Raw genomic sequence first — 22,990 nt, 5'->3', positions numbered from 1 at the left:
CCGTCCAATCCCCCCTCTCCGAACCCAAACCCGCCCAGCCCTCAGCCGCCGACCCGCCCGACGCCGAGCCAACTCCCTCCCCACCTCACGCAAATCCCGCCCTCTCCACCCCGGCCAACACCCGCCGCCTCCCCGCACTCCTCCTGACCTTGACTACTCTCCTCACCGCCGCCGGCGTCTGGTGCACCGTCGAAGCCCGCTCCACCAACGCGTCCGCCGCCGCCTCGAACCACGCGTTGACCGATCAACCGGCCACCGCCGAAGTCACTTCCGCCATCAGCCTCACTCTCAACAAGATCTTCTCCTACACCTACGACAAAACCGACGTCACCGAGAACGCCGCAGCCACCCTGCTCCGCGGCCACGCCCGCGATTCCTACGAAAAGCTCTTCGCCCAAGTCCGCACCATGGCCCCGGGCCAGCGTCTGACCCTCGCCTCTCGCGTCTCCGCCACCTCCGTGCAGCAACTCACGAATGACCACGCACAGTTGCTCGTTTTCCTGGACCAGTCCGCCACGAGAGGGAATGCCACTCCGGAGACAGCCGCCGCACAACTGTCCGTCACCGCGCAGCGCATTGACGGAAACTGGTACGTCACAGATCTCGCGCCCCGATGAAATTCTGTTTCCTCACCGCCGAAAGAGTACCGTCATGCCCATTTCCCGGATCGCCCGAATCGGCGTGCTCGCAGCGGCCGCCGCGACCGCGGTCAGCCTCGCCTCCGCCGTTCCCGCGTCGGCGACCGAAATACCCATTCCGATCTCCTACTCGGTAACGGGCAGCACCGTCGTCAAGAAGACCGGCAGCACCCTCGACCTCGGCCCCGGGACTCTCGCCGGAAATCTCCTGGTCGACGATCAAACCGGAGCAGTCGGCCTCAACGCCAATCTGCAATTGCCGCCGTCCACCGCGCACATTTCGCTGCTCGCGGGCGGTTTCAAGATCAAGGCGACGGTCACCGTCACCCCGACCGCGCCCGCCACCGGCAGCCTCGCGAACGGCACCCTCACCACCCACGAGACCGCGAACATGGAGATCAGCGACATCTGGGCGGGCCCGATCGTGCCGGTCTTCCCGGTGCCGACCGTGCCCGGCAGCTGCACGACCGTCAAGCCGATCGACCTGACCCTGGCCGCGGCGAACGTCGACATCACCAAGCCGATCACCCTCACCGGCAATTACACCATTCCAGACTTCAAGAACTGCTTCATCGCCGATCTTGCTCTGGGCGCACTGGTGTCCGGACCGGACAACACGATCTCCCTGACTTTGACCTCCAAGAACTGATCGACTACGCGGAAACGGAGTGCCGAAAACTGTTCCGGCACTCCGTTTCCGCATACCCGTACTTCTCGAAATTGTCACCGGCGAACGAAACGGCGATACTGTTTACGCTGCCGCTGACAAAAGAATCGGTCCAGTGGCCAACCCGCGAAACAGGCGCGGACCAGGGTTGTTGCCGACTGAACTCACGGGTAACCTTGGGCTCGCGGCCGGGATTCCCTACCGAGCCGATCCCCGTTCCCGGCGAATGTCCCGGAACGGAATCCGCGGAAACCTCCGTCCCCACTGCGCAGGATCGCCGCGAGAACTGCAATCCGATCTAAGGAGAATGGTATGCCCCGGCTCAGCAGACTGTCCACGGGCGTGATGACCGGCGTCGCGGTAGGCGCGATCGCGGTCCTGACCGCCGGCACGGCCTCGGCCGCCACCGCGACCTACCAGGCCGGCCCAGCCACCTACAGCTGCACGTTCCCGGCCATCCCGGCCCAGAACGTGGCGGTCACCGCACAGTTCAACGGCCCGGACACGATCCCCGTCAACGGCACCACCACGCCGACCAACGTGTCCGGTACCGCGACCATCACCGCGCTGGTCCACGCGCTGCTCACCGCCGCCGGATACGACGGAATCCGCGGCACCGCCGACGTCCCGATCACCGTCGACAACGGCTCGCTCTCCCCGTCGGACGCCTCCGGCCTGCAGATCCCGGAACAGATTTACCCGGCGGGCGGCCCGATCACGGTGAACATCGCCCAGACGTCGACGTCGTCGATCCCGACCTACACCGCGCCCGCCAGCCCCGGCACGGTGACGTTCGGCCTCGACACGGCGCTGTCGGCGCAGCTCGAGTTCCACAAGGCGTCCGACGGCAGCTGGACTCCTTGGACCATGCAGTGCACCGCCGCGTCGGGCACCAGCTTCAGCCCGTCGGGCACCATTTCCTGACCCGTTCCGGCGGAGGGGCGGCCGAGTGCCGCCCCTCCGTTGCCGGTTCAGTGGCAGGGAATCGACCGATCCGTCACCACCAGGCTGAACTCGTCGCCCGCGGATCCGCTGACGACCGGCCCGCAGATCGGCGGCCGAGGCACGGTCGCCTGGCCGTAGGTGTTGTTGCCCCAGCCGACGACGGACCCGTCCGCCTTGAACGCGAGATTGTGGTTCCATCCCGCGTCGATCGCGACCACCCCGCTCGTCGCCGCCGGCGGCACGTCAGTCTGGCCGACATTGTCGCGCCCCCACGCGAGCACGCCGCCGTTTTTGAGCGCGAGACTGTGCTCGAACCCGGTCGAAATCGCCGTCACCCCGGATTGCGCCGCCGCCGGAACCGTTGCCTGGCCGTACGTGTTGTTGCCCCACGCGAGCACGCCGCCGTTCTTCAGCACGAGGTTGTGGTCCCCGCCCGCCGAGATCGCGGTGACGCCCGACTGCGCGAAGTCCGGCACGTCCGACCGGCTGCCCCAGCTCACGACTTGGCCGTTCCCCAGCAACGCGAGGCTGTGCACCGAACTGGTGGAAATCGCCGTCACGCCGCTGGACACCGTTGCCGGAAGATCAATCTGGCCGTACCAGTCGTTCCCCCACGCGTACACCTTGCCGCCCTTGAGGCCGAGCCCGTGCGTCCAGCCGGCGGCGATCTGACTCGTCCCGGACGCGAGGTCCGCGGGCACCTCAGTCTCGCCGAAGTTGTTGTCTCCCCAGGCGATCACGGCGCCGTTCTTGAGCGCCAGCGCGACCAGTCCCCCAGCCGACACCGCCGACACGCCGGACGACACTGTCGCCGGCGTCCGGAGAATCGCGTTCGTCACCCCCCACGCGTAGACACCGTTCGCCGCCGTCAACTGCGGCTCACTCGCCGCAGCCACGGTCACCTCGCCCGTCCCGAGCGCGACGACCACGGCAACGATTGCCGCGGCCCTGCCCCACCGTCTGTATCCGGTCGCCATCGCAGCCCCTTTCTCCGCACTTTTCCGGCGATACTCGCAGCCGTCGGCGGGCGCGCGGATTCTTTGTCAGATTCCGATGAAAACACCGCTCCGAACTAGCCCGCGAGCATAAGAAAACCCTTCTCCACCAAGGGAAATCCACCCCGGCGGCCGCTCCTCTTGCTCGCCTGGTAAACCCACCGGTAACTTCGCCCTAGAACGATTCCCGGCGGGCGAGGAGGGCGTCTCAATGCCAGCACTCCGCAGACTGACTGCCCGCCGCACGACCTTCGCCGCGCTCGCGATCCTCGCTGTCCTGTCGATCGGAACCGGCGGCCTCACCGGCATCAGCTCCGCCGCGACCGACGCGACGCCCCCGGCCGCCCCACCCTCGTCCGGCGAACAACAAGCATCCGCGGACGTCGCCCTCGACTGCCCGTTCGCCGCCCCCGCCGGCCCTCAGCGGATAACTCTCAAGACGACCGCCACCCTGCCCGCGACGGCGACAGTCGGCTCCGCGGTCAAATTCCGTTCCCTGACCGCGTCGTTCACGCTTCCCCGGACCGTCGCGACCCAACTGGCACCGGCCCCCGCCACCAGCCTCCGCGGCGGCTTGACCTTGGACCTGACCGCACATCAAGGCGACAAAAGCACCGCGATCCCCGCGCCGTTCACGATCGCCCCCACGCCGTTGCCGGAAAACGGCGACGTCCAGTTCACCGCGACCACGGACTTGCCGGACCAGGCGATCACCGTCCCCGGCGAAGTCACCTTCGACGTCGGTGCCCCGGCCATCGCCCTGAAACCGGTGCCCGAAGCCACCAGCGAGACTACGCCAGTCCGGTGCACCCTGGCCCCGAACCAGAAGACCACGCTGGCCTCGATCCTCGTCGCCCCAGCTCCCGCCAAACCAAGCACAGGCAACCCGGACACTCCGCCGCCCGCCGCGCGGCACGATGAAGCGGCCCCGCAGGACAGCGGCGGGTTCACCATCGTGACGCCGCTGAACCTGGTGCAAATCGTCGCCAATTCGTCGATCTACCGGGTGGGCGCGACCGTCACCAGCAAACCGACCGGCCTGCTCAACGGAGTCTGGACGATTGTGCTGGACGACAACGGCATCCAGCACGATCCGAGCACGATCACGGGGTCCGTCGGCTTCAAGCCGGTCACGGCGACCTTCCTGGGTTTCGGCTTCGTGCCGGTGAGCGCCACAGTCGAATTCCTCCCCGCCGACTACCACAACGCCAAGCTGATCGAGCTCAACGCGCAGCTCAGCGCACCGCCCGGCGACACCATCCTGACCACTCACGTCAAGGTCATAGCCAGAATGAGCAACGCCACGGTCAACGGCGTCCCCCTTGACCTCGGCCCGGACTGCGTCTCCGCCTCGCCGATTTCCCTCAACCTCTTCGGCCCGTACAACGCACTGCAAGGCGGCACCGTCGGTACCGACCCCAACGCGCCGGACCCCGACTACCGCGGTTTCACGTTGCCCCCGTTCGTCCACTGCGGCGTCGCCGAACCGCTCAACGCCCTGCTGACCGGCATGGCCTCCACCACGACGAACATCAACCAGGCCAAGGTCGTCGCCGTGAACTTCGGCGAATGCACCAAGCCGAACCACACCCAATGCCCGCCACCCCCGACCCCGCCAGGGTCGACCCCCAAACCGAGCACCGCGCCAAACACCGGACGGACGCTCAATAGCGGGACAGAAACAACCCCGCCCACCCCCGGCTCCACGACGAGCCATCCCGCCACAGCCGGCTCCCCGTCTCCCCGGCCGAACTGACAAACACCGCCTTCAGCCAACGCCGCCACACACAATGACCTGACCGGCTTTGGCCGCAAAACGGCGAATCCTCGCCGCCAACAAACAACACCTCGCACAACCGCCGGTTCGACCGCTCGCCCATCCGACGCTGGACTGCCAAACCAGCGACAACCTCGCCCGGCCTGGCTACTCGCTACCCACCACACCGTCGGCGAACCAGCGACATAACCAGCTGCCGCCAACTCAGCCGCAGCCAGTCCGCATTCCACCAACCTAGCCGCGGCCGGTCCGAAGCACGTCAACTCGGCTTCGAAATGCCCTCGCCGACGTTTCGCCATTTTTCGGCAACAGCCCGGGATCTGCTGGTCAGCGGCGGCTTTTCGCCTCCTCGTACGAGCTGGGCCGTCGACTGGCCGGCACCACGCTCGCGCTCTTGAGCGGTGTTGGCCAAAGCAGTTCTGCCCGCAGGTTCTCGGGCGCGGCCGCGCGCAAGACCAGCTCCATTTCGAACCTCGCAGCCGGATCGCGCAACAACTCGCCAAATGTCGCCTGCAATTGGCGCATGCGGTACCGCACCGTCTGCGGATGGACTTGCAGACGTTCGGCGATCTCGACCACGTTCCCCTGACTGTCGAGCCACGCGCGCAGCGTTTCGAGCAAGCGATCCTGCTGCTTGTCGGTCATGTCCGTCAAGGGAGCGAACAGCCGAGCCCGAAGGAGCTCCGTCAGCGCACCATCCGAATGCACCAGCAGCGCCGCGAGGTGTTCCTCCGCGCGGAGCACCCGCTCGCCCGGGATTCGCCCCCTATCGGCGAGAACCAATGTGCGGCGTGCCCAGCGCAGAGAATCGGCGAGGCTGGCCAGCGGAACACACGGCCCAACCGACAACCGGCAATTCGGCAGTGCGGCCTGGAGAGTCGCCAGCCGCGCACCGTTAACCACACCAGGGACGACAATGCACGGTTCGGCGGAGTCCAGTTCCGCCAGGACGTCGGAGTCCAACGTCGCGTGCCGGCGAGCCCTGCCGTTCAGTGGCGAATGGACGGCAATCGGCGACGCCTGTTCCGGCACGGCCCAGCCGGTGAGCTGTGCCAGTTCCGCAATCGCCTTCGGCGGAGCGGCCGGCACCTCCAGCAAGACGCCGAGCAGCCGTCGCCGCCAAGTGTCCAACGCGCCAGCAGTACGGGCTTTCGCCTCTAAGTAGCCATCCAGCGCGACAGACGCCAATTCGTCCATAAACGCCAACATGGCATCAGCCAGCTGCGACATCACTGCCGAGGAAAGACCTGCCCTCCGTCCGACGCGCATGATCCGGCGCCACGACACGCGCGCGCCTACGCGATAGGCCGACTGCAGGGTGTCGAGGCTCCGTCCTTCCCGCATCTCGTTCTGCCCGAGCCGATGGTGTACCTCGTGCGACTGCTCCTTCGACGCCCGCGGGTCAGCGATCTGCGCGACGAACAGCGTGATCGCATACTCGACACCCGCGCGGATCGATCTCCCGTACGGCCCGTCGAGCGGGCGCGCGTAGGCGGGAATCGTCGCGCGGATTTCGTCGACGATCTCGGCGGACAGGCTCGCCAGCTCAGGCCGAAGGATCTCGGCGAGTTTGCGCGGCAGCGCAGCCGGCGGCACAGCGTGATCGAGTCCCCGCTCCACCGACATCGCAGCTCCTTCGCTCCGCCCCGGTTCCCCGGCGGTGCCGCAGCGCCGCCGGAAGCCCCCGCATCCATTGAGGGGTGACACCCGGCACATCGAAAAACCAACGCCAAATGTGTCACGAACCGCCGAAGAAACCGATTTCTTGTCACGTTCGTGACAAGTTCACGAGGTCAGAGCGGCACATCGCGACAACACACCGCCAGGCGCGCTACGCCGTGCGTACGAACGGGCGAACCAGAGTGCCTGCCTTCAGCGGCGACCCAGCGGGCAACGAAAACGACCACGGAGCGTCACACGGCAGAGCGGAGCGCCCTCTTGTAGCATGTACTTGATACAAGAGGGAGGGGTCCACGATGCAACTCGACTCGGCGCTCGCCGTCGCGGGCATCACCGGCCTGTTCGGCCTGCTCATCCTCGTCGCGTTGTGGCCAGGCGAGAAGCAGGGCGCTCGGCTGCTCGCGAAATGGGGCGTGCGGAACCCGGCCGCCGACCAGGTGTCGGTGGCCGTGCGCTACCTGCGCCGTCGGCGATTCTGGTATCCGTGGCTGTTCCTCGGCCTCCCGCTCATCCCGGGCGCGACGGATCTCGTCGGCGAACGGAACGCGAACTCGCTGGTGTTCGTGGTGCTGCTCGGCGGCCTGGCCGCCGAAATACTCGCGCAGCGACCCACGAGGGGACCCCGCAGGGAAGCCGTGCTCGCACCGCGCGGCGTGCTCGATTTCGCTCCGTTGTGGACGGTCATCGTCTCCGGGCTGGCCACCGTCGCCGCCGTCGTGCATCTCGCCGTTTTGCGGCAATGGGGCCCGCTCGCGGTGACCGTCGGCGCGGCCGCGGTGTCGTGGATCATCGTGCTCCTCGCAGTGCGGCGTCCGGCCGCCGGCGACCCGGAAGTCGACCTGGCACTGCGCGTTCGCAGCGCCCGTGTCGCTCTCGGGCTCGGCACCGGAACAGCTGCCACACTCGGCTGGACGACGATCGGGAACCTCGCCACGTTGCTCGCGTTCGTGGTCACCGTTGCCGCGTTCCTCGCGATCGTCGGCCCGCCGCCGAAGCAGCGCGCGACAACCACGGCAGCGCGGTAGATGCCGCTGCGAGTAGTCGTCGACGCCGAAAGCGGAGTTCCGCCCTGGCGTCAGGTGCACGACCAAATCGTCCGCGCGATCACGACCGGCTCCCTGGCCAGGGACGCCCGCCTGCCGCCGATCCGTCAGCTCTCGAGGGACCTCGGGCTCGCCTCCGGGACCGTCGCCCGCGTGTACCGCGAGCTTGAGGCCACCGGTTGGGTCACCACCGCACGAGCACGCGGAACCGTCGTGACCGGCCCGGCCGAACGACCGGATCCCGGCACGCTGCTTCGCAACGCGGCCGCCGAATACGCCCGGCACAGCCGGGAACTCGGGGTCGCGCCGGACGAAGCCGTCAACGCCGTGCGCGTGGCTTTGGCGAGCCTGGACGCACCGTCGCAGTGAATCCGGGCATTCGTCCGGCCGGCGCGGTTTTCGCCGTTCTGTGAACCGTCTTCCGCACGGTCTCGGGCACCTCCTTCTTGCCCGTGCGTTCCCGTGGTCCACTCACCGGACGAGGCGCGGATCTCACCGCCTCGATGCGGAGGTTCAGCCCTCCATCAGCACCCTCCCCACCGCGGCCAGCACGGGTTCCAGCGCGGCGACTTCCGTGCCGACGCATTCCGTGATGCCCGCACCGACGACCTCCATTCCGGAAAGTCCGTCGATCGCTTCCGCCAATTCGGCAATCGTGATCCCTCCGGGCTCCGGATAATTCACTCCGGGGAACTCTTCGGGATCGAGAATGTCCAAATCCACATGCAGATAAACGCGCTCGGCTCCTGCGGCGCTCAGCGCCCCGGCGACATCGTCGGAGCGCACTGCGAGGCCGCGGGCAATGGCTTCCTCTTCCGCGGAATCGAGCGAACGGGTGCCGAACAGCACCGCCCGCCCGCGTTCGAGCGCCGGGCTCGCGGCGAAATCCTTGTCGCCCTCGCCGAGCAGCGACCGCAGCACCATGCCGTGGTACGCGCCCGACGGCGAGGACTCCGCCGTGTTCAAGTCCGCGTGCGCGTCGAACCACGCGACGCCAAGCGTTGCGCCGTAACGGAAACGCGCGACGCCGACCGGGACCAGCTCGACCCCGCAGTCGCCGCCGATCGTGAGCACCGGGCCTTCCGGAGCTTCGAGCGCAGCGAGCTGCAGCTGCCGGTTCGTGCCCGTGAGCACGGCCCGGTTGGCTATTCCGGTCACGACGTCGGATGTCGCTGCTTCCTGGCGCACGTGGTGGACCGGTTTGCCGAGCACGTGCCCGGCCAATTCGGAAAGTGCCCGGCAGCCCTCGATCAGCCCCCTTGCCCGGGGACTGGTCGCGCCCTGCCATTGCGGCACCGCGTTGATCAGCATGCATCGACGCTAGCGCGAACACCCCGGAAAAGGCGAGCCACAAATGGTGCGAGGGGTCCCCTCGCTCCGTTTTGGAGCGAGGGGACCCCTCGTGCGGTAAAAAGTGGCGCGAGAGCGGGCTATTCGAGCACGATGAGAAGGTCTCCGCCCTCGACCTGCTGAACGGAGGTGATTGCCAGTCGACCGACTTTGCCCGCCGCCGAAGCGGTGATCGACGCTTCCATCTTCATGGCCTCGATCGTCGCCACGGTCGCTCCCGCCGCCACCTGGTCGCCCTCGGCCACCTGCAGCGTCACCACGCCCGCGAACGGCGCGGCGATCTGCTTCGGGTTGCCCTTCTCGGCCTTTTCGGTGGCCGGGATGTCCGAGGCGATGGAACGGTCCCGGATCTGGATCGGCCGGAGCTGTCCGTTGAGTGTCGACATGACGGTCCGCATGCCGCGTTCGTCGGCCTCGCCGATGGCTTCCAGCTCGATGAGCAGCCGGACGCCGGGTTCGAGGTCGACCGAGTACTCCTCGCCCGGGCGCAGACCGTAGAAGAAGTCCTTGCTCGGGAGCACGCTGGTGTCGCCGTACGCGTCGCGGTGCGAGAGGAATTCCTTGGTGGGCCCGGGGAACAGCAGCCGGTTCAACGCGCCGCGGCGGTTGTCGGCGAGTTCCTTGTGGTCCTCTTCGGACAGTTCGGCGACCGGTTTGGCCGCCGAACGGCCTTCGAGCGCCTTGGTGCGGAACGGTTCCGGCCAGCCGCCGGGCGGGTCGCCCAGTTCGCCGCGCAGGAACCCGATCACCGAGTCGGGGATGTCGAACTTGTTCGGCTCCGCCTCGAAGTCCGCCGGGGAGACGCCGGCGCCGACGAGGTGCAGCGCGAGGTCGCCGACCACTTTGGACGAAGGCGTCACCTTCACGAGGTGGCCGAGGATCTTGTCCGCCGCGGCGTACATGGCCTCGATGTCCTCGAACCGGTCGCCGAGACCCAGCGCGATCGCCTGCGTGCGCAGGTTGGAGAGCTGGCCGCCGGGAATCTCGTGGTCGTAGACGCGACCGGTGGGCGAAGCGAGACCGGCCTCGAACGGGGCGTAAATCTTGCGGACGCTCTCCCAGTACGGCTCCAGGTCACCGATCGCGTGCAGGTCGAGGCCGGTGCTGCGATCCGAGTGGTCGGTCGCCGCGACGATCGACCCGAGCGACGGCTGCGAAGTGGTGCCCGCCATCGAGGACACGGCACCGTCCACGGCGTCGGCGCCGGCCTGGATGGCGGCCAGGTAGGTGGCAAGCTGACCGCCGGCGGTGTCGTGCGTGTGGATGTGCACCGGAAGGTCGAATTCCTTGCGCAGCGCGGTCACCAGCCGAGCCGCGGCCGGTGCGCGGAGCAGGCCGGCCATGTCCTTGATCGCCAGGATGTGCGCCCCGGCTCCGACGATCTGCTCGGCGAGCTTGAGGTAGTAGTCGAGCGTGTAGAGCTTTTCGTTCGGATCGGACAGATCGGAGGTGTAGCAGAGCGCGACCTCGGCGACGGCGGTGCCGGTGGCACGGACGGCTTCGATGGCCGGCCGCATCTGCTCGACGTCGTTGAGCGCGTCGAAAATGCGGAAGATGTCGATGCCGGTGGCGGTGGCCTCTTCAACGAAAGCCGTGGTGACCTCGGTCGGGTAAGGCGTGTAGCCCACGGTGTTGCGGCCTCGCAGGAGCATCTGCAGACAGATGTTCGGCACGGCCTTGCGCAGCCGCTCCAGCCGTTCCCACGGATCCTCGGCGAGGAAGCGCAGGGCGACGTCGTACGTCGCGCCGCCCCAGCACTCCAGGGACAGGAGCTGCGGCACAGTCGCGGCGACGACCGGGGCGACGGCGAGCAGGTCCTTCGTCCGGACACGCGTCGCGAGGAGCGACTGGTGTGCGTCGCGGAAGGTGGTGTCCGTGACGCCGAGCTGCGGCGTTTCCCTCAGCCAGCGCGCGAATCCCTCGGGGCCGAGTTCGGTCAGCCGCTGCTTGGAGCCGTCCGGAGGAGTGAGGTCCGCGGGCAGTTTCGGCAGCTTGGCCGCGGCCTCGGGCGTGCGCGGACGCTCGCCGTTCGGCCGGTTCACCGTCTGGTCGGCGAGGTAGGTGAGCAGGCGCGTGCCGCGGTCGGCGGAGTGGCGCGCGGTCAGCAGATGCGGCCGTTCCTCGATGAACGACGTGGTGACGTTGCCCTCGCGGAAGTCCGGGTCGTCCAGCACCGCCTGGAGGAACGGGATGTTCGTCGCCACTCCGCGGATACGGAATTCGGCGACCGCGCGGCGGGCCCGGCCGACCGCGGTGCGGAAATCGCGGCCGCGGCAGGTGAGCTTCACCAGCAGCGAATCGAAGTGGGCGCTGATCTCGGTGCCGGAGAACGCGGTCCCGCCGTCGAGCCGGATGCCCGAACCGCCCGGCGAGCGGTAGGCGCTGATCATGCCGATGTCCGGGCGGAAACCGTTGGCCGGATCCTCGGTCGTGATGCGGCACTGGAGCGCGGCGCCGCGCAGGTAGATCTTGTCCTGTGACAGGCCGAGGTCGTCGAGAGTTTCCCCGGAGGCGATCCGCAGCTGGGACTGCACGAGGTCGACGTCGGTGACCTCTTCGGTGACCGTGTGCTCGACCTGGATGCGCGGGTTCATCTCGATGAACACGTGCTTGCCCTGGCGGTCCAGCAGGAATTCGACAGTGCCCGCGTTGCGGTAGCCGATCTGCCGGGCGAATTTCACGGCGTCGGCGCAGATGCGGTCGCGCAGGTCGGGGTCGAGGTTCGGCGCGGGGGCCAACTCGACGACCTTCTGGTGGCGACGCTGCACGGAACAGTCGCGCTCGAAGAGGTGGATCACGTTGCCCGCGCCGTCGGCGAGGATCTGGACCTCGATGTGCCGCGGTTCGACCACGGCCTTCTCCAGGAACACGGTCGGGTCGCCGAACGCGGACTCGGCCTCGCGCGCGGCGGCCTCGATCGACTCGCGCAGCAAAGCCGGGTCCTCGACGCGGCGCATGCCTCGACCGCCGCCGCCGGCGACCGCCTTGACGAACACCGGGAAGCCGAGTTCGTCGGCCGCCGCGACCAGTTCGTCGACGTTGCTGGACGGCTGCGACGAACCGAGCACCGGCACGCCGGCCTCGCGCGCCGCCTTGACCGCGCGCGCCTTGTTGCCGGTCAGTTCGAGGATGTCAGCGCTCGGGCCGACGAAGGTGATCCCCGCTTCTTCGCAGGCCCTGGCCAGGTCGGGGTTCTCCGACAGGAAGCCATAGCCCGGATAGACCGCGTCCGCGCCCGCCTTCTTGGCGGCCTTGACGATCTCCTCGACCGAGAGGTAGGCGCGGACCGGATGGCCCGGTTCGCCGATCTCGTAAGCCTCGTCGGCCTTCAGCCGGTGCAGCGAGTTGCGGTCTTCGTGCGGAAACACAGCCACTGTGCCCGCGCCCAGTTCGTAGCCTGCGCGGAACGCCCGGATCGCGATTTCGCCGCGATTGGCCACCAGCACTTTGCGGAACATGCCCGGTCCTTCCCTTTTCGGATCGGTATCGAAGGCACGTTACCCGGTTCGTCCCGCGGTGCGGGAGCCGTAGTCCAGGTGATGGACATCATGCACGCCGACCTGCATGCATGATGCTGGCCGAACCGTCGTCCCGCAACCGTCAGGGTGTTCCCGCAGGCAGTGTGCACAGGAGCCGATTCGCAGTTCCGGAGGGCGCATTCTTGACCACGTTCTGCGTTGCGTCCTGCACAATTGCTTCGCTGACCGCATGGGGCGCGGCATCCGGGTGCGACGATCGGTAGAGGGCCACCGCGCCGGCGGTCACCGCGGCTGCCATCGAGGTGCCGGACAGGGTCCCGACATCGGCGGTTCCGGCGATCGGCGCGGGGATGTCGACGCCCGGTGCGTACAGGTCGAGAGACGTGCCGAAGTTCGAGAAGGGCGCGACCTGGTCCTGGACGTCAGTCGCGCCCACGGTGAGCGCGTCGGGCACTCGGGCAGGCGAGGTCTGGCTGGCATCGGTGCTGCCCTCCCCCGCCGGAACCACGATCGGCATCACCGCGGCGACGCCCTTGACCGCGTTGTCGAGCTGCTCGTTCGGCACTCCGCCGATGCCCAGCACCGCGACCGCCGGCTGGTGCGCGTTCTGGGCGACCCAGTTCAGGCCGGCGATGATCGTGTCGGTCGCGCCGCCGCCGGCCTTGTCGAGCACGCGGACCGGGAAGATCTGCGCGCCTTTGGCGACGCCGTAGCTGTGTCCCGCAACGATTCCCGCGACCCGGGTGCCGTGGCCGTTGGTGTCCGACGTGTCCGTGCCGGTGGTGAGGAAATCCTTGCCAGGCATGACTCGGCCCTGCAGATCCGGGTGTTTGGCGTCGACGCCGCTGTCGATCACATAGACGGTGACACCGGAGCCGTCCGAGTCGTAGCGGTACTTCTGGTCGAGGCCGGTTCGCTGGTCGATCCGGTCGAGCGCCCAGCTCGGCGGGTTGGCCTGAGTCCCGCTCGCCGCCAGCGCCGCCGGTTGCACACCGGCGACCAGCAGGAATGTCAGTGTTGCCGAAAAAAGGCCACGAGCCGCTCGGTTCCGCATGCCTGCGGTCGTATCCCGGCCGCCATCCAGCGGCAACTCGACGTCACACGATGGGCTGGTCCCTGTCCAGTGCCCGCCCGACCGGACGCACTGATAAGCGACCGGTGAGGGGACGATGGACAGGGCTTATCGATGTTTCGCCGATTGGCGGCTAGAGGGTGGCCGACCGGCAGGGTTCGCCGATGCGTGGCCACCCGTTGGCCGGCTGGCAGGTTTCGCCGCTGGGCGGCTAACGGGTGCGCGACCGACAGGGTTCGCCATTGCGCGGCCATCCGTTGAGCGGTTGGCAGGTTTGGCCGCTGGATGGCCAACCGCTGACAGACCGACGGGTTTCACCGCCAGGCGGCCAACTGTTGGCAGAACGACAGGCTTCGCCATTGCGCGGCCAAGCGTTGGCAGACCGACGGATTTCGCCACTGGATGGCTAGTCGCTGACCGAGCAGCGGGTTTCGCCGTTCAGTGGCGAGCCGCTGACCGACCAGCGGGTTTCGCCGCTCAGTGGCGAGCCGCCGATCGACCAGCGAGTTTCGCCACTGGGCGGCGAGCCGCCGATCGACCAGCGAGATTCGCCGCTGGGTGGCGAGCCGCTGACCGACCGGCGGCTACTTCGCGGCTGGGACGTGCGCGCTCACCGACATCGTCGGCAGGTAGACCAGCGCGTCGAAGGCTTGCGCGACGTCAACCTTCGTGAACATGTGCGCGTGCCGCAGGCTCGACGGTCCGGTCAGGCCCTGTGCTCGGTCTTGCCGCAAATCGACCACGCACGGATCCGAACCGGCCAAAGCCGCTTCGACGCTGCCCTCGGCTGGTGGCTCAAGTTTCTGCTCGTAGACACGGAACCCGAGACGCTCGGTCTCGTCCGGTTCGAGGCCGGTGGTCGTGCCGGTGCCTGCGGTCAGGCCGAGAGCGAAGTAGTCGTCACCGAACTCTGCGGCGAGGTGCGTGCCGGCGGAAGGGAACGTCATGGTCGGCAGTGCGGCGAAGGGCACTCGCTGCAGGTGTCCGTTGTGGACCATCACCACGATCTTCTCGCCTTCGCCGTGCAGCTGGCGAAGCAGCTTCACGGTGGCGGCCATGTACGTGTCGCGAGACGACCCCTGGAGCGACGGTGCTGTTCCCGCCATCATCGCGCTGAGTTCGCGCAGGTATGTGTCGACGCGAAGTGCGCCGATCGCGTGATGTTCGGCGATGGCGTAGCGGGTCGGCTCGCTCCGTTGCCGATAAACTGGCGACAGGGAACGAAGGTGCGCTACGAGAGTCGTCAATGCAGCCGTCGCTGCGTCCCGGTCGGCAGGGGTCAGTGCCGCATACTGGCCAGGCGCGGCCGCGCTGCTGACCGCCGAGTACGGCTCGGACGCGGTGATCGCGGCGTCGACCAGCGGGAGCACCTCCGGATCGACTTCCGCCACGAAGGTGCGGACAATCCGCAACGCGGGTTGCGGCGAACCGGCCGAGCTGGGCAGGTCGAGTCCGGAGAAGCGGACGCCGCCGTGGCTGCGCATCCAGGTCAGCATTTCGTGCACTTCGGCCGACTCGCCGAGGGAGAAGGTGAATCCCTCTCGCCCGATATCGGCGACATCGCCGGGACCATCGCTCAGCCACTGCTGCACCAGATCGCCCTCGGCGAATCCCGATTCGAAGCCGAGCACCGTGAACCCGTGGTCCTCGACGAGCCGGCGGAGCAACCGGGCGCGGAGTTCGCCGAACTCGCGGATGTGGTGGTTGTTCTCGCCGATCGCGACGATGCGCGCGTCGCCGATCAGGTCGGTGATCGAGGCGACGTCGCCGTCCAGCGGCGAACGGGTGCTCAGCGGTGTCATACTGAGAACACTAATGCAACAGGGGTAGCGATTGGCAACCGAGTTACCGGGGACCAGCCGGCCGGGCGGGCGTACCGAACGCACGCGCGTCGCCGTTTTGCGGGCAACGCTCGATCTGCTGGCGGAGGTCGGGTTCACCGAGCTGACGGTCGAGGCGGTCGCCGAGCGGTCGGGCGTGCACAAGACGACGGTTTATCGGCGATGGGAATCGCGCGAAGGACTGGTCGCCGCGGCGTTGAGGTTCGGCGCGGACGAACCGTGGAGCCCGGCGGACACCGGTTCGCTTGTCGCCGATTTGCGGCAAATGGCGTTGGAGGTGGTGCGCGCGTTGACCGCTCCGGGGCAACGGGAGCTGCCGACGGCCGCGGTGCTGGCGGCATTCCACTCCGAACAGGCGGCTGGAGCGCTGCGCGAGTTTTACCAGGACCGGCACGCCCGAGCAGCGGTGATCGTGGAGCGGGCGGTCGCGCGCGGGGAGGTGCCGGCTAACACCGATCCGGATGAGGTGACGCGGACGGTGTGCGGGCCGGTGTTCTACCGGTTGTTCGTGTCGCGGGAGCCGGTGTCGGAGGAGACGGCTGGGGTCGCGGCGGAGGCGGGGGCTGCGGCGGCTCGGGCGGGGGTGTTGGGCAGGCGGTTGCCGGGGAGTGGCGACGGGGGTTGATTCACGGCTGGGGCGAGGGGCTTGTTGCCGGAAAATGGCGATGGGTGGAGCGGGGGTGGTCAAGTGAGCTGGCTTGGCCCTCGCCGCGCCACGGCGACGGCGACGGCAACGGCGACGGCAACGGCAACGGCGACGGCGACGGCGACGGCGACGGCGACGGCGACGGCGACGGCGACGGCGACGGCGACGGCGACGAAGCGAGGCTGGCAGATGAGCTGGCCGGGACCTCGCCGCCAAGACGGTGGCAATGGAACAAAACCGCAGACGAGCTGGCCTGGTGTTCGCCATCAAACGGCGACAGCAGTGCAGAACTGGAGGACGAGTCAGCTTGGCCCTCGCCGCAAAACGGCGAATGCCCGGACGGGGCTAGGTTGAGCAGGTAGTCGCCGCTCAGCGGCAAACTGCGGGTCTAAGAGCGCAATGACGGCAGCGGCGGGAACCGGTCCCGGGCCGTCTGCCAGTGGCCGATGCGAGCGATCGGCGGTGGACGGCGCTGACGTGGCAGCAATTTGGTGACGGAGAGAAGCTATCGGGGCGGGCTAGGGCGAGCAGTAGCGAACGAGAGAAAGCAGGGACGAACGGAAGCCACGAAGCCTAACCCTCCAACGGCAACCGGTACCGGACCTCCTCCAAGGTCACCGCGCCGTCGGACATCGTCTCTACCTTGGTCTTTCCGTCCATGACCCACCCGGCTCGTTCATAGAACGTCCGCGCCCGGGTGTTCGTCGACAGCACCCACAGCGTCGCCGTCTCGAATTGGGTCGACAGGCCCCGTACGCACTCCTCGTGCAGCGCTCGTCCCAGCCCCCGGCCCCACTCTGACGGCAGGAGGTAGATCGACGACAGCTCGCCGGTCTGCGGAGTGGCGTCGTCGTCGCGGCTGGGGCCGAAGACCGCGAAACCGGTGATCGACTCGGCGGTGCTGGCCGTCAGGACGGTGTGCCGGCGGGAGGTGTCCGCCAGGTTCGAAGCCCAGAACTGTTCCCGCGGCTCGATCGACAGGCCGGACAGGAACTCGTCCGGCAGCAAGCCCGCGTAGGCCGCTTGCCAGGAGCCTACGTGGACCGCCGCTATGCCGGACGCGTCTTCCGGGGTCGCGGGGCGGATCACGAGTTCGGGCACCATTCCTCCAGCGGCTCGGCGACGAAATCAAACCGCTGGCAGTTCAGCACACCAGCCCGCGGGGGCGCATGCGGTTTACCGAAGTGGCCACAAAGGACAGTCGACGGCGCGGAGACGGGCAAAAGTGCCGAAAGGCGACCCGGAGCAGGCGAGTGTGTTCGGGCAAGGGTTCCGGGACTTCAGGCATCACCGCCGCGGCCCGCCAGCACCGGGGGCGCCCAGCCGATAGCCTCGGCGGATTGGCGGATCAGGCTCCGCTCGTTCGTCATGCCCGTGCGTACCAGGAAATGGGACAACCGATGACCAACCCGTTGATCGCGCCGGTGAAGGACTCCACGACCGCGATGTCCGGGATTCCTCTGCTGGAGGACGCGACCGGCCTCAAGACCGCGATCGAGAGCAAGAACTGGGCGGCTGTCGCGATCGGAGCGGTGGGGACCGCGCTCGATGTGCTCACCGCGGTGATGGATCCGTTCGGCGCGATTTTCGCCGCGGGGGTCGGGTGGCTGATGGAGCATGTCGGGCCGCTCAAGGAGGCCCTCGACGCGCTCACCGGCAAGGCGGACGAGATCCATTCGCAGGCGGAGACCTGGACCAATGTCGCCAAAGAACTCGAGAGCGTTTCGGCCGAGCTGACCGAGCTGGTCAAGAAGGATCTCCAAGACTGGCAAGGCGAAGCGGCCGACACGTACCGCAAAAAGGCCGAGGACACCTCCGCGCTGATCGGCAGTGCGCAGAAGGGCAGCGAGGGCGCGGCGAGCGGGGTCAAGACCGCGGGTGAGATCGTGGCGGCGGTCCGCTCGTTGGTGCGCGACACGATCGCGGACCTGGTCGGGCACCTGATCTCGTGGGCGTTGCAGGTGCTGTTCACGCTCGGGATCGGGATGGCCTGGGTGGTGCCGCAGGTCGTGTCGGCGGTGGCGAAGACCGCTTCGAAGATCACGCAGGTGACGACGAAGCTGGTCAAGGCGCTCAAGGCGCTGATCCCGCTGCTGAAGAAGGCCGGGACGCTGTTCGGCGACGCGGGCAAGGCGTTGAAGGGGCTCAAGAGCGGCAAAGGCGCGCCGACGCACACGCCCAAGGACATCAACGTCAAGTCCGAGAAACCCAAGTCCAGCACCAAAGACGAGAGCACCACGACGTCCGGCGACCACAGCGGGAACACTCACCCGTCCGGCGAGCACGGCGGCGGCCAGCACCAGACGGACAAGCCTGAGCCGGGACCCGACGGGCCGAACGGGGTCAGGGGCGGACTGGACGGCCACACGTCGGCGTCCGGGGCCCGCGGCGGACAGGGCAACACCAGGTCGCTGGACAAACAGGGCGAGAACTCGCGCACTGTCGAAAACATCTGCACCACCGGCGACCCGATCGACGTCGCGAGCGGGCAGATGGTGATGACCGAGACCGACGCGGTGTTCCGCAGCGCGCTGCCGATGGTCTTCGAGCGCGCGCACTTCTCCGCGTTCCGCGCGGGCGGCTGGCTCGGCGGGGCCTGGGTGTCCACTTTGGACGAACGCGTCGAGGTGTACGACGACCAGGTGTGGTTCGCCGGTTCCGACGGGATCGTCCAGGTCTTCCCGCGTCCGCACGGCGACGAGTGGGTGGCCGCCGAGCACGGGCCGGCGCGGTTTCTCGCCCAGGAGCCCGGCGGCGGGTTCGTCCTCGAAGACCGGGAGCGGCAGCGGATCCTCACCTTCGAGCGCGGCAGCCAGCAGATCCGGCCGATCCGCTCGATCGCCGACCGCAACGACGAGCACATCTACTTCGAGCGCGACCCGCGCGGCACGCCGGTCGCGATCCGGCACAGCGGCGGCTACCGGATCAACATCGCCACCGAGGACGGGCTCGTCACCGGGCTCTCGACGGTCACCGGCGACGGCACCGAGGTGCAACTGGTCCGCTACGGCTACGTCGACGGCAATCTCACCGAGGTCACCAACGAATCCGGGCTCCCGTTCCGGTACGGCTACGACCGGTCAGGCCGGATCGAGACGTGGTCCGACCGCAACGGCGAGTGGTACCGCTTCCACTACGACGAAACCGGCCGGGTGGTGCGCACCGAGGGCTCCGGCGACTGTCTCACCGTCACGATGGAGTACGACCTGGTCAACCTGGTCACCCACGTCGTCGATTCGCTCGGCCACCGCACCGCCTTCCACCTCAACGAATCCGGCCAGCTGCTGCGCGAGGTCAACGCGCTCGGCGCCTCGCGCAGCTACGAATGGGACGCCAACGACCGGCTGCTCAGCGAGACCGACGAACTCGGCCGGACCCAGCGCTACCGCTACGACGAGCTGAACAACCTGATCGGCATGCACCGGCCCGACGGCACAGAATGGTCCGTCGAACGCAACGAATTCGGCCAACCAGTGCATCTGGTCGAGGCTCCGGGCGTCGAAACCCGTTGGGAATACGACGAACGCGGCAACGTGACCCGGTTCGTCGAACCCGGCGGCGGCGCCACCGTCTACACCTACGACGAGTGGGGCCACCTCGCGTCGGTCACCGATCCGGCGGGCGTGAAGCTGACCGTGGTGTCCGACGACGCGGGCAACCCGATCACGGTGACCGACCCGCACGGCGCGACGACCGCGTACCGCTACGACTGTTTCGGCAGGCTCTCCTCCACCGTCGACCCGACCGGCGCGGTCGAGGAATTCGGCTACACCGTCAACGGTTCGCTCGCCTGGCACCGCCGCGCGGACGGGTCGACCGACGAATGGCATTACGACGGCGAGGGCAACAACCGCCTGCACGCCGACGCCTCGTCCGCGATCACCCAGCAGGAAGTGACCCACTTCGACCTGATCTCCGCCGAGATCCGGCCCGACGGCACCCGGCTCGAATACTCCTACGACACCGAACTGCGGCTGACCGGCGTCACCAACGAACACGGCCAGGTCTGGCGCTACGAGTACGACCCGGCCGGAAACCTCGTCCGCGAGACCGATTTCGGCGGCGCGTCCTCGACCTACCGCTACAACGCGGCCGGCGAGCTCACCGAGATCCGCAGCCAGTCCGGCGACGTCGTGACCATGAGCCGCGACCTGCGCGGCAACCTCGTGGAGGAGGTCGTCGAAGGGCCGTCCGGGACCGTGCGCACCCGGTTCGAGCACGACGTCCTCGGCCAGCTCGCCGCCGTCGACGACGGCACCACCCGCGTCGAGTACACGCGGGACGCGGCCGGTCGCGTGATCGCCGAGACAGTCAACGGGCGCACTCTCCGTTCCGAATACGACAGCGCGGGCAACCTGGTCCGGCGGCGGACTCCGTCCGGGGCGGAAAGCGTTTGGGAGTACAGCGAAGCAGGCGAACTCGCCGCGATGCACACCTCGGGCCGGACCACGCGCTTCGAGTACGACCCGGCAGGCCGCGAGGTCCGCCGCACGTTCGGCAAGGGCGCGGCGATCCTGCGCTCCTGGGACCCGGCCGGGCAGCTTTCCGGCCAGGCCGTGCAGGGCGCGTCCGGCGAACTGGGCCGCGACCGGCGCTACCACTACCGCCCCGACGGGCTGCCCGCCCGGATCGACGACCAGACGTCCGGCTCGCGCTGGTTCGCCCTCGACGTCCGCGGCCGGGTCACGTCGGTCCGCGCGGAGGGCTGGAGCGAGCAGTACGCCTACGACGCGACCGGGCGGCTCGTCGACGCCGCCTGGCCCGCGCCGGAAGAGGAGGACCGGCTCGGCAGGCGCGCGGGCCCGGCTTCGGTGATCACCGAGGCGGGCGGCGTCCGCTACACCTACGACGACGCCGGCCGGATGCTCACCCGCCAGCACGAGGACGGGCGGACCTGGGAGTACGCCTGGGGTCCGCTGGAGCGGCTGGTCGCGGTCAAGGTCCCGGACGGCACCTCGTGGCGCTACACCTACGACCCGATCGGCCGCCGGACCCGCAAGGAGCACTTCGCCGCGGACGGGAACACTTCGCTCGAACGCGTCGACTTCGTCTGGGACGGCGACACTCTGGTCGAGGAAACCCGTTCCGTCGACGGCGCTTCCGAAACGACGGTGTGGGACTACGAACTCGACAGCTTCCGGCCGCTGCTGCAGCGCCGCCGCCCGGTCTCGAAAGACGCGCAGGACAAAATCGACGCGCAGTTCTTCGCCATCGTCGCCGAACCGTCCGGAACGCCGACCGAACTGCTCGACGACCAGGGCGAGATCGTCTGGCACGCCCGCACCAGCCTGTTCGGCCTGGTGGTCGACGCGGCCGGGGAAATCGGCATCCCGCTGCGCTTTCAAGGCCAGTACTTCGACGCGGAAACCGGCCTGCACTACAACCTGCACCGCTACTACGACCCGGCGCTCGCCCGCTACGTCAGCCCCGACCCGATCGGGCTGGCCGGCGGACCGGACCCGCACGCCTACGTCAGCAACCCGCACGTCCTGGTCGACCCGCTCGGCCTCGCGGGCAGCAACTGCACGAGCCGCAGCCCCAGCCCCGATCCCTACGACCGCGGGCCGAGCCTCACTCCGGATCCGCAGGGCCGTTCCCGGAAGCAGTCGCCGGGCGGGACGGTTTACGTGGAGCACAAGAAATCCGGGAAGAAGAACCGGCGGAAGGACTACGGGTACACCAACCTGTCGCACAGCAGCGGGAAGATGCGGCCGATCTTCCAGCGCAACGCGGTGTCGCCGCCGCCCTCGTTCAAGAAGCGGGGCGAGGACACCAAGTGGTACATGGACTCGAACCGGCGCTATTACACCCGGGACTACCAGGGAAAGCCGACCGGCATCGTCAAGGGCCACAGCAACCTCGTCATGGGGCACAACCCCTCGGCCAGCGCGCACTGGAACAAAACGGGCTACAAGAACACCTACCCGCAGAACAAGGCGCACAACGAAGACCCCAATTCCTTCGGCTGGCTCGAGAAGCGCGCTGATTCCGACAAGAGCGGCGGCAAGGAGCAAAAGTACCGGGACGCGACCCCGAGCAACGGCGCCAACCGGCAATGGTGGGACCCGAAGGCCCCCAACTACCGCGGCAACCCGGTCGCGGAATACCGGCCGGAGGTCAAGAAGGTCCAGCCGAGCAGCGGGAGCGGCGGTTACGGCGGCGGAGGTTATTCCGGCGGCAGCGGGCACACGAGCTACTCCAGCGGGCATGCCGGGCCATCGTCGAGTTCGGCGCCTTATGTCCAAACTGTTCATCCGCCGGGTTATTCAAGCGGAGGCCACTACACCAGCGGTGGCGCCTACGGCAGCAGCGGCCATTACAGCAGCGGCGGGTACGGCGGCAGCAGCAGCCATTATTCCGGCGGCGGCAGCCATTCCGGCGGTTATGGCGGCAGCAGTCATTCCGGCGGATCCAGCGGCGCCTATGGCAGCAGCGGGAGAAACGGCACCCAATACGTCTACGGACCCAGCACCGGCGGCCATTCCAGCAGCGGCGGCTACGGCCATTCCGGAGGCGGCGGTTACCCCAGCGGTGGCCATTCCGGCGGGAGCTACGGCACTTACGGCGGCAGCAGCCACTCCGGCGGATCCAGCGGCGTCTATGGCAGCAGCGGGAGAAACGGCACCCAATACGTCTACGGACCCAGCAGTGGCGGCCATTCCAGTGGCAGTTACGGCGGCGGCGGCAGCTACACCGGCGGCGGTTACAGCGGCGGCCACTCCGGCGGAAACCGGCACGGCTACGACTCGGACGACGACCTCTACGACGCCTGAGCGACCAGCCTGACCAGACACAACCGCCAGCACGGCGAAGGGGCCGGGACAAGAAGTCCCGGCCCCTTCCCCGTCAGCACGCGC

Annotated in this window: 16 protein-coding genes; 9 read left to right on the top strand and 7 right to left on the bottom strand. The window is 68.2% G+C overall.

Annotated features, from left to right (window positions below; all coding sequences use genetic code 11):
* Window positions 1–149: 149 nt before the first annotated feature.
* The 3 genes from ABD156_RS37990 to ABD156_RS37980 all read left to right on the top strand — a co-directional run bounded on the left by ABD156_RS37990 (window position 150) and on the right by ABD156_RS37980 (window position 2,229).
* On the top strand, window positions 150–617 hold the full coding sequence (locus ABD156_RS37990; RefSeq protein WP_344285784.1) for a hypothetical protein: 468 nt from the start codon (window positions 150–152) through the stop codon (window positions 615–617).
* A 34-nt stretch (window positions 618–651) separates the two neighbouring features.
* The gene (locus ABD156_RS37985) at window positions 652–1,287 is read left to right on the top strand and encodes a hypothetical protein (protein ID WP_344285781.1); all 636 of its coding nucleotides are present in this window, start codon (window positions 652–654) and stop codon (window positions 1,285–1,287) included.
* Between the two features lie 330 nt (window positions 1,288–1,617).
* Window positions 1,618–2,229, top strand: a complete 612-nt coding sequence (locus ABD156_RS37980; RefSeq protein WP_344285778.1) for a DUF6801 domain-containing protein — start codon at window positions 1,618–1,620, stop codon at window positions 2,227–2,229.
* A gap of 47 nt (window positions 2,230–2,276) precedes the next feature.
* Here the strand turns inward: ABD156_RS37980 and ABD156_RS37975 are convergent, their stop codons facing one another.
* Window positions 2,277–3,227, bottom strand: coding sequence for an RCC1 domain-containing protein (locus tag ABD156_RS37975; protein WP_344285775.1), 951 nt, complete (start codon window positions 3,225–3,227; stop codon window positions 2,277–2,279).
* Window positions 3,228–3,456: 229 nt separating this feature from the next.
* On the opposite strand from ABD156_RS37975, the gene ABD156_RS37970 reads away from it, so the two are divergent.
* Window positions 3,457–5,001: a DUF6801 domain-containing protein gene (locus ABD156_RS37970; protein ID WP_344285772.1), complete on the top strand. Its 1,545-nt coding sequence runs from the start codon at window positions 3,457–3,459 to the stop codon at window positions 4,999–5,001.
* Between the two features lie 348 nt (window positions 5,002–5,349).
* On the opposite strand, the gene ABD156_RS37965 is transcribed toward ABD156_RS37970, so the two are convergent.
* Window positions 5,350–6,648, bottom strand: coding sequence for a PucR family transcriptional regulator (locus tag ABD156_RS37965; protein ID WP_344285769.1), 1,299 nt, complete (start codon window positions 6,646–6,648; stop codon window positions 5,350–5,352).
* 350 nt (window positions 6,649–6,998) lie between these two features.
* Here ABD156_RS37965 and ABD156_RS37960 point away from each other — a divergent pair, with 350 nt between their 5' ends.
* Together ABD156_RS37960 and ABD156_RS37955 are read left to right on the top strand one after the other, a co-directional pair.
* A complete protein-coding gene (locus ABD156_RS37960; RefSeq protein WP_344285766.1) occupies window positions 6,999–7,727 on the top strand; it encodes a hypothetical protein in 729 nt (242 codons plus the stop codon).
* Window positions 7,728–8,114, top strand: a complete 387-nt coding sequence (locus ABD156_RS37955; RefSeq protein WP_344285763.1) for a GntR family transcriptional regulator — start codon at window positions 7,728–7,730, stop codon at window positions 8,112–8,114. It abuts the gene before it with no gap.
* 144 nt (window positions 8,115–8,258) lie between these two features.
* Here ABD156_RS37955 and ABD156_RS37950 read toward each other — a convergent pair whose 3' ends face one another.
* The 4 genes from ABD156_RS37950 to ABD156_RS37935 all read right to left on the bottom strand — a co-directional run bounded on the left by ABD156_RS37950 (window position 8,259) and on the right by ABD156_RS37935 (window position 15,448).
* Complete coding sequence (locus ABD156_RS37950) at window positions 8,259–9,056, bottom strand: arginase family protein (RefSeq protein ID WP_344285760.1); 798 nt, start codon at window positions 9,054–9,056, stop codon at window positions 8,259–8,261.
* A gap of 119 nt (window positions 9,057–9,175) precedes the next feature.
* Window positions 9,176–12,553: a pyruvate carboxylase gene (locus tag ABD156_RS37945; protein WP_344285757.1), complete on the bottom strand. Its 3,378-nt coding sequence runs from the start codon at window positions 12,551–12,553 to the stop codon at window positions 9,176–9,178.
* Window positions 12,554–12,695: 142 nt separating this feature from the next.
* Window positions 12,696–13,628: a S8 family peptidase gene (locus ABD156_RS37940; RefSeq protein WP_344285754.1), complete on the bottom strand. Its 933-nt coding sequence runs from the start codon at window positions 13,626–13,628 to the stop codon at window positions 12,696–12,698.
* A gap of 602 nt (window positions 13,629–14,230) precedes the next feature.
* Window positions 14,231–15,448: an erythromycin esterase family protein gene (locus tag ABD156_RS37935; RefSeq protein WP_344285751.1), complete on the bottom strand. Its 1,218-nt coding sequence runs from the start codon at window positions 15,446–15,448 to the stop codon at window positions 14,231–14,233.
* A gap of 31 nt (window positions 15,449–15,479) precedes the next feature.
* Here ABD156_RS37935 and ABD156_RS37930 point away from each other — a divergent pair, with 31 nt between their 5' ends.
* Both ABD156_RS37930 and ABD156_RS37925 read left to right on the top strand, forming a co-directional pair.
* Window positions 15,480–16,112, top strand: coding sequence for a TetR/AcrR family transcriptional regulator (locus tag ABD156_RS37930; RefSeq protein WP_344285748.1), 633 nt, complete (start codon window positions 15,480–15,482; stop codon window positions 16,110–16,112).
* A gap of 44 nt (window positions 16,113–16,156) precedes the next feature.
* Window positions 16,157–16,495: a hypothetical protein gene (locus ABD156_RS37925; RefSeq protein WP_344285745.1), complete on the top strand. Its 339-nt coding sequence runs from the start codon at window positions 16,157–16,159 to the stop codon at window positions 16,493–16,495.
* A gap of 211 nt (window positions 16,496–16,706) precedes the next feature.
* Here the strand turns inward: ABD156_RS37925 and ABD156_RS37920 are convergent, their stop codons facing one another.
* Entirely contained in the window at window positions 16,707–17,234 is a 528-nt protein-coding gene (locus ABD156_RS37920) for a GNAT family N-acetyltransferase (RefSeq protein ID WP_344285743.1), read from the bottom strand.
* 299 nt (window positions 17,235–17,533) lie between these two features.
* Between ABD156_RS37920 and ABD156_RS37915 the strand changes: the two genes are divergently transcribed.
* A complete protein-coding gene (locus ABD156_RS37915) occupies window positions 17,534–22,906 on the top strand; it encodes an RHS repeat-associated core domain-containing protein (RefSeq protein WP_344285740.1) in 5,373 nt (1,790 codons plus the stop codon).
* Window positions 22,907–22,990: the final 84 nt, after the last annotated feature.

It is taken from the genome of Amycolatopsis albidoflavus (genome assembly GCF_039525725.1).
GTDB classification, from domain to species: Bacteria; Actinomycetota; Actinomycetes; order Mycobacteriales; family Pseudonocardiaceae; genus Amycolatopsis; species Amycolatopsis albidoflava.
This window is presented reverse-complemented; position numbering and strand designations above follow the sequence as displayed.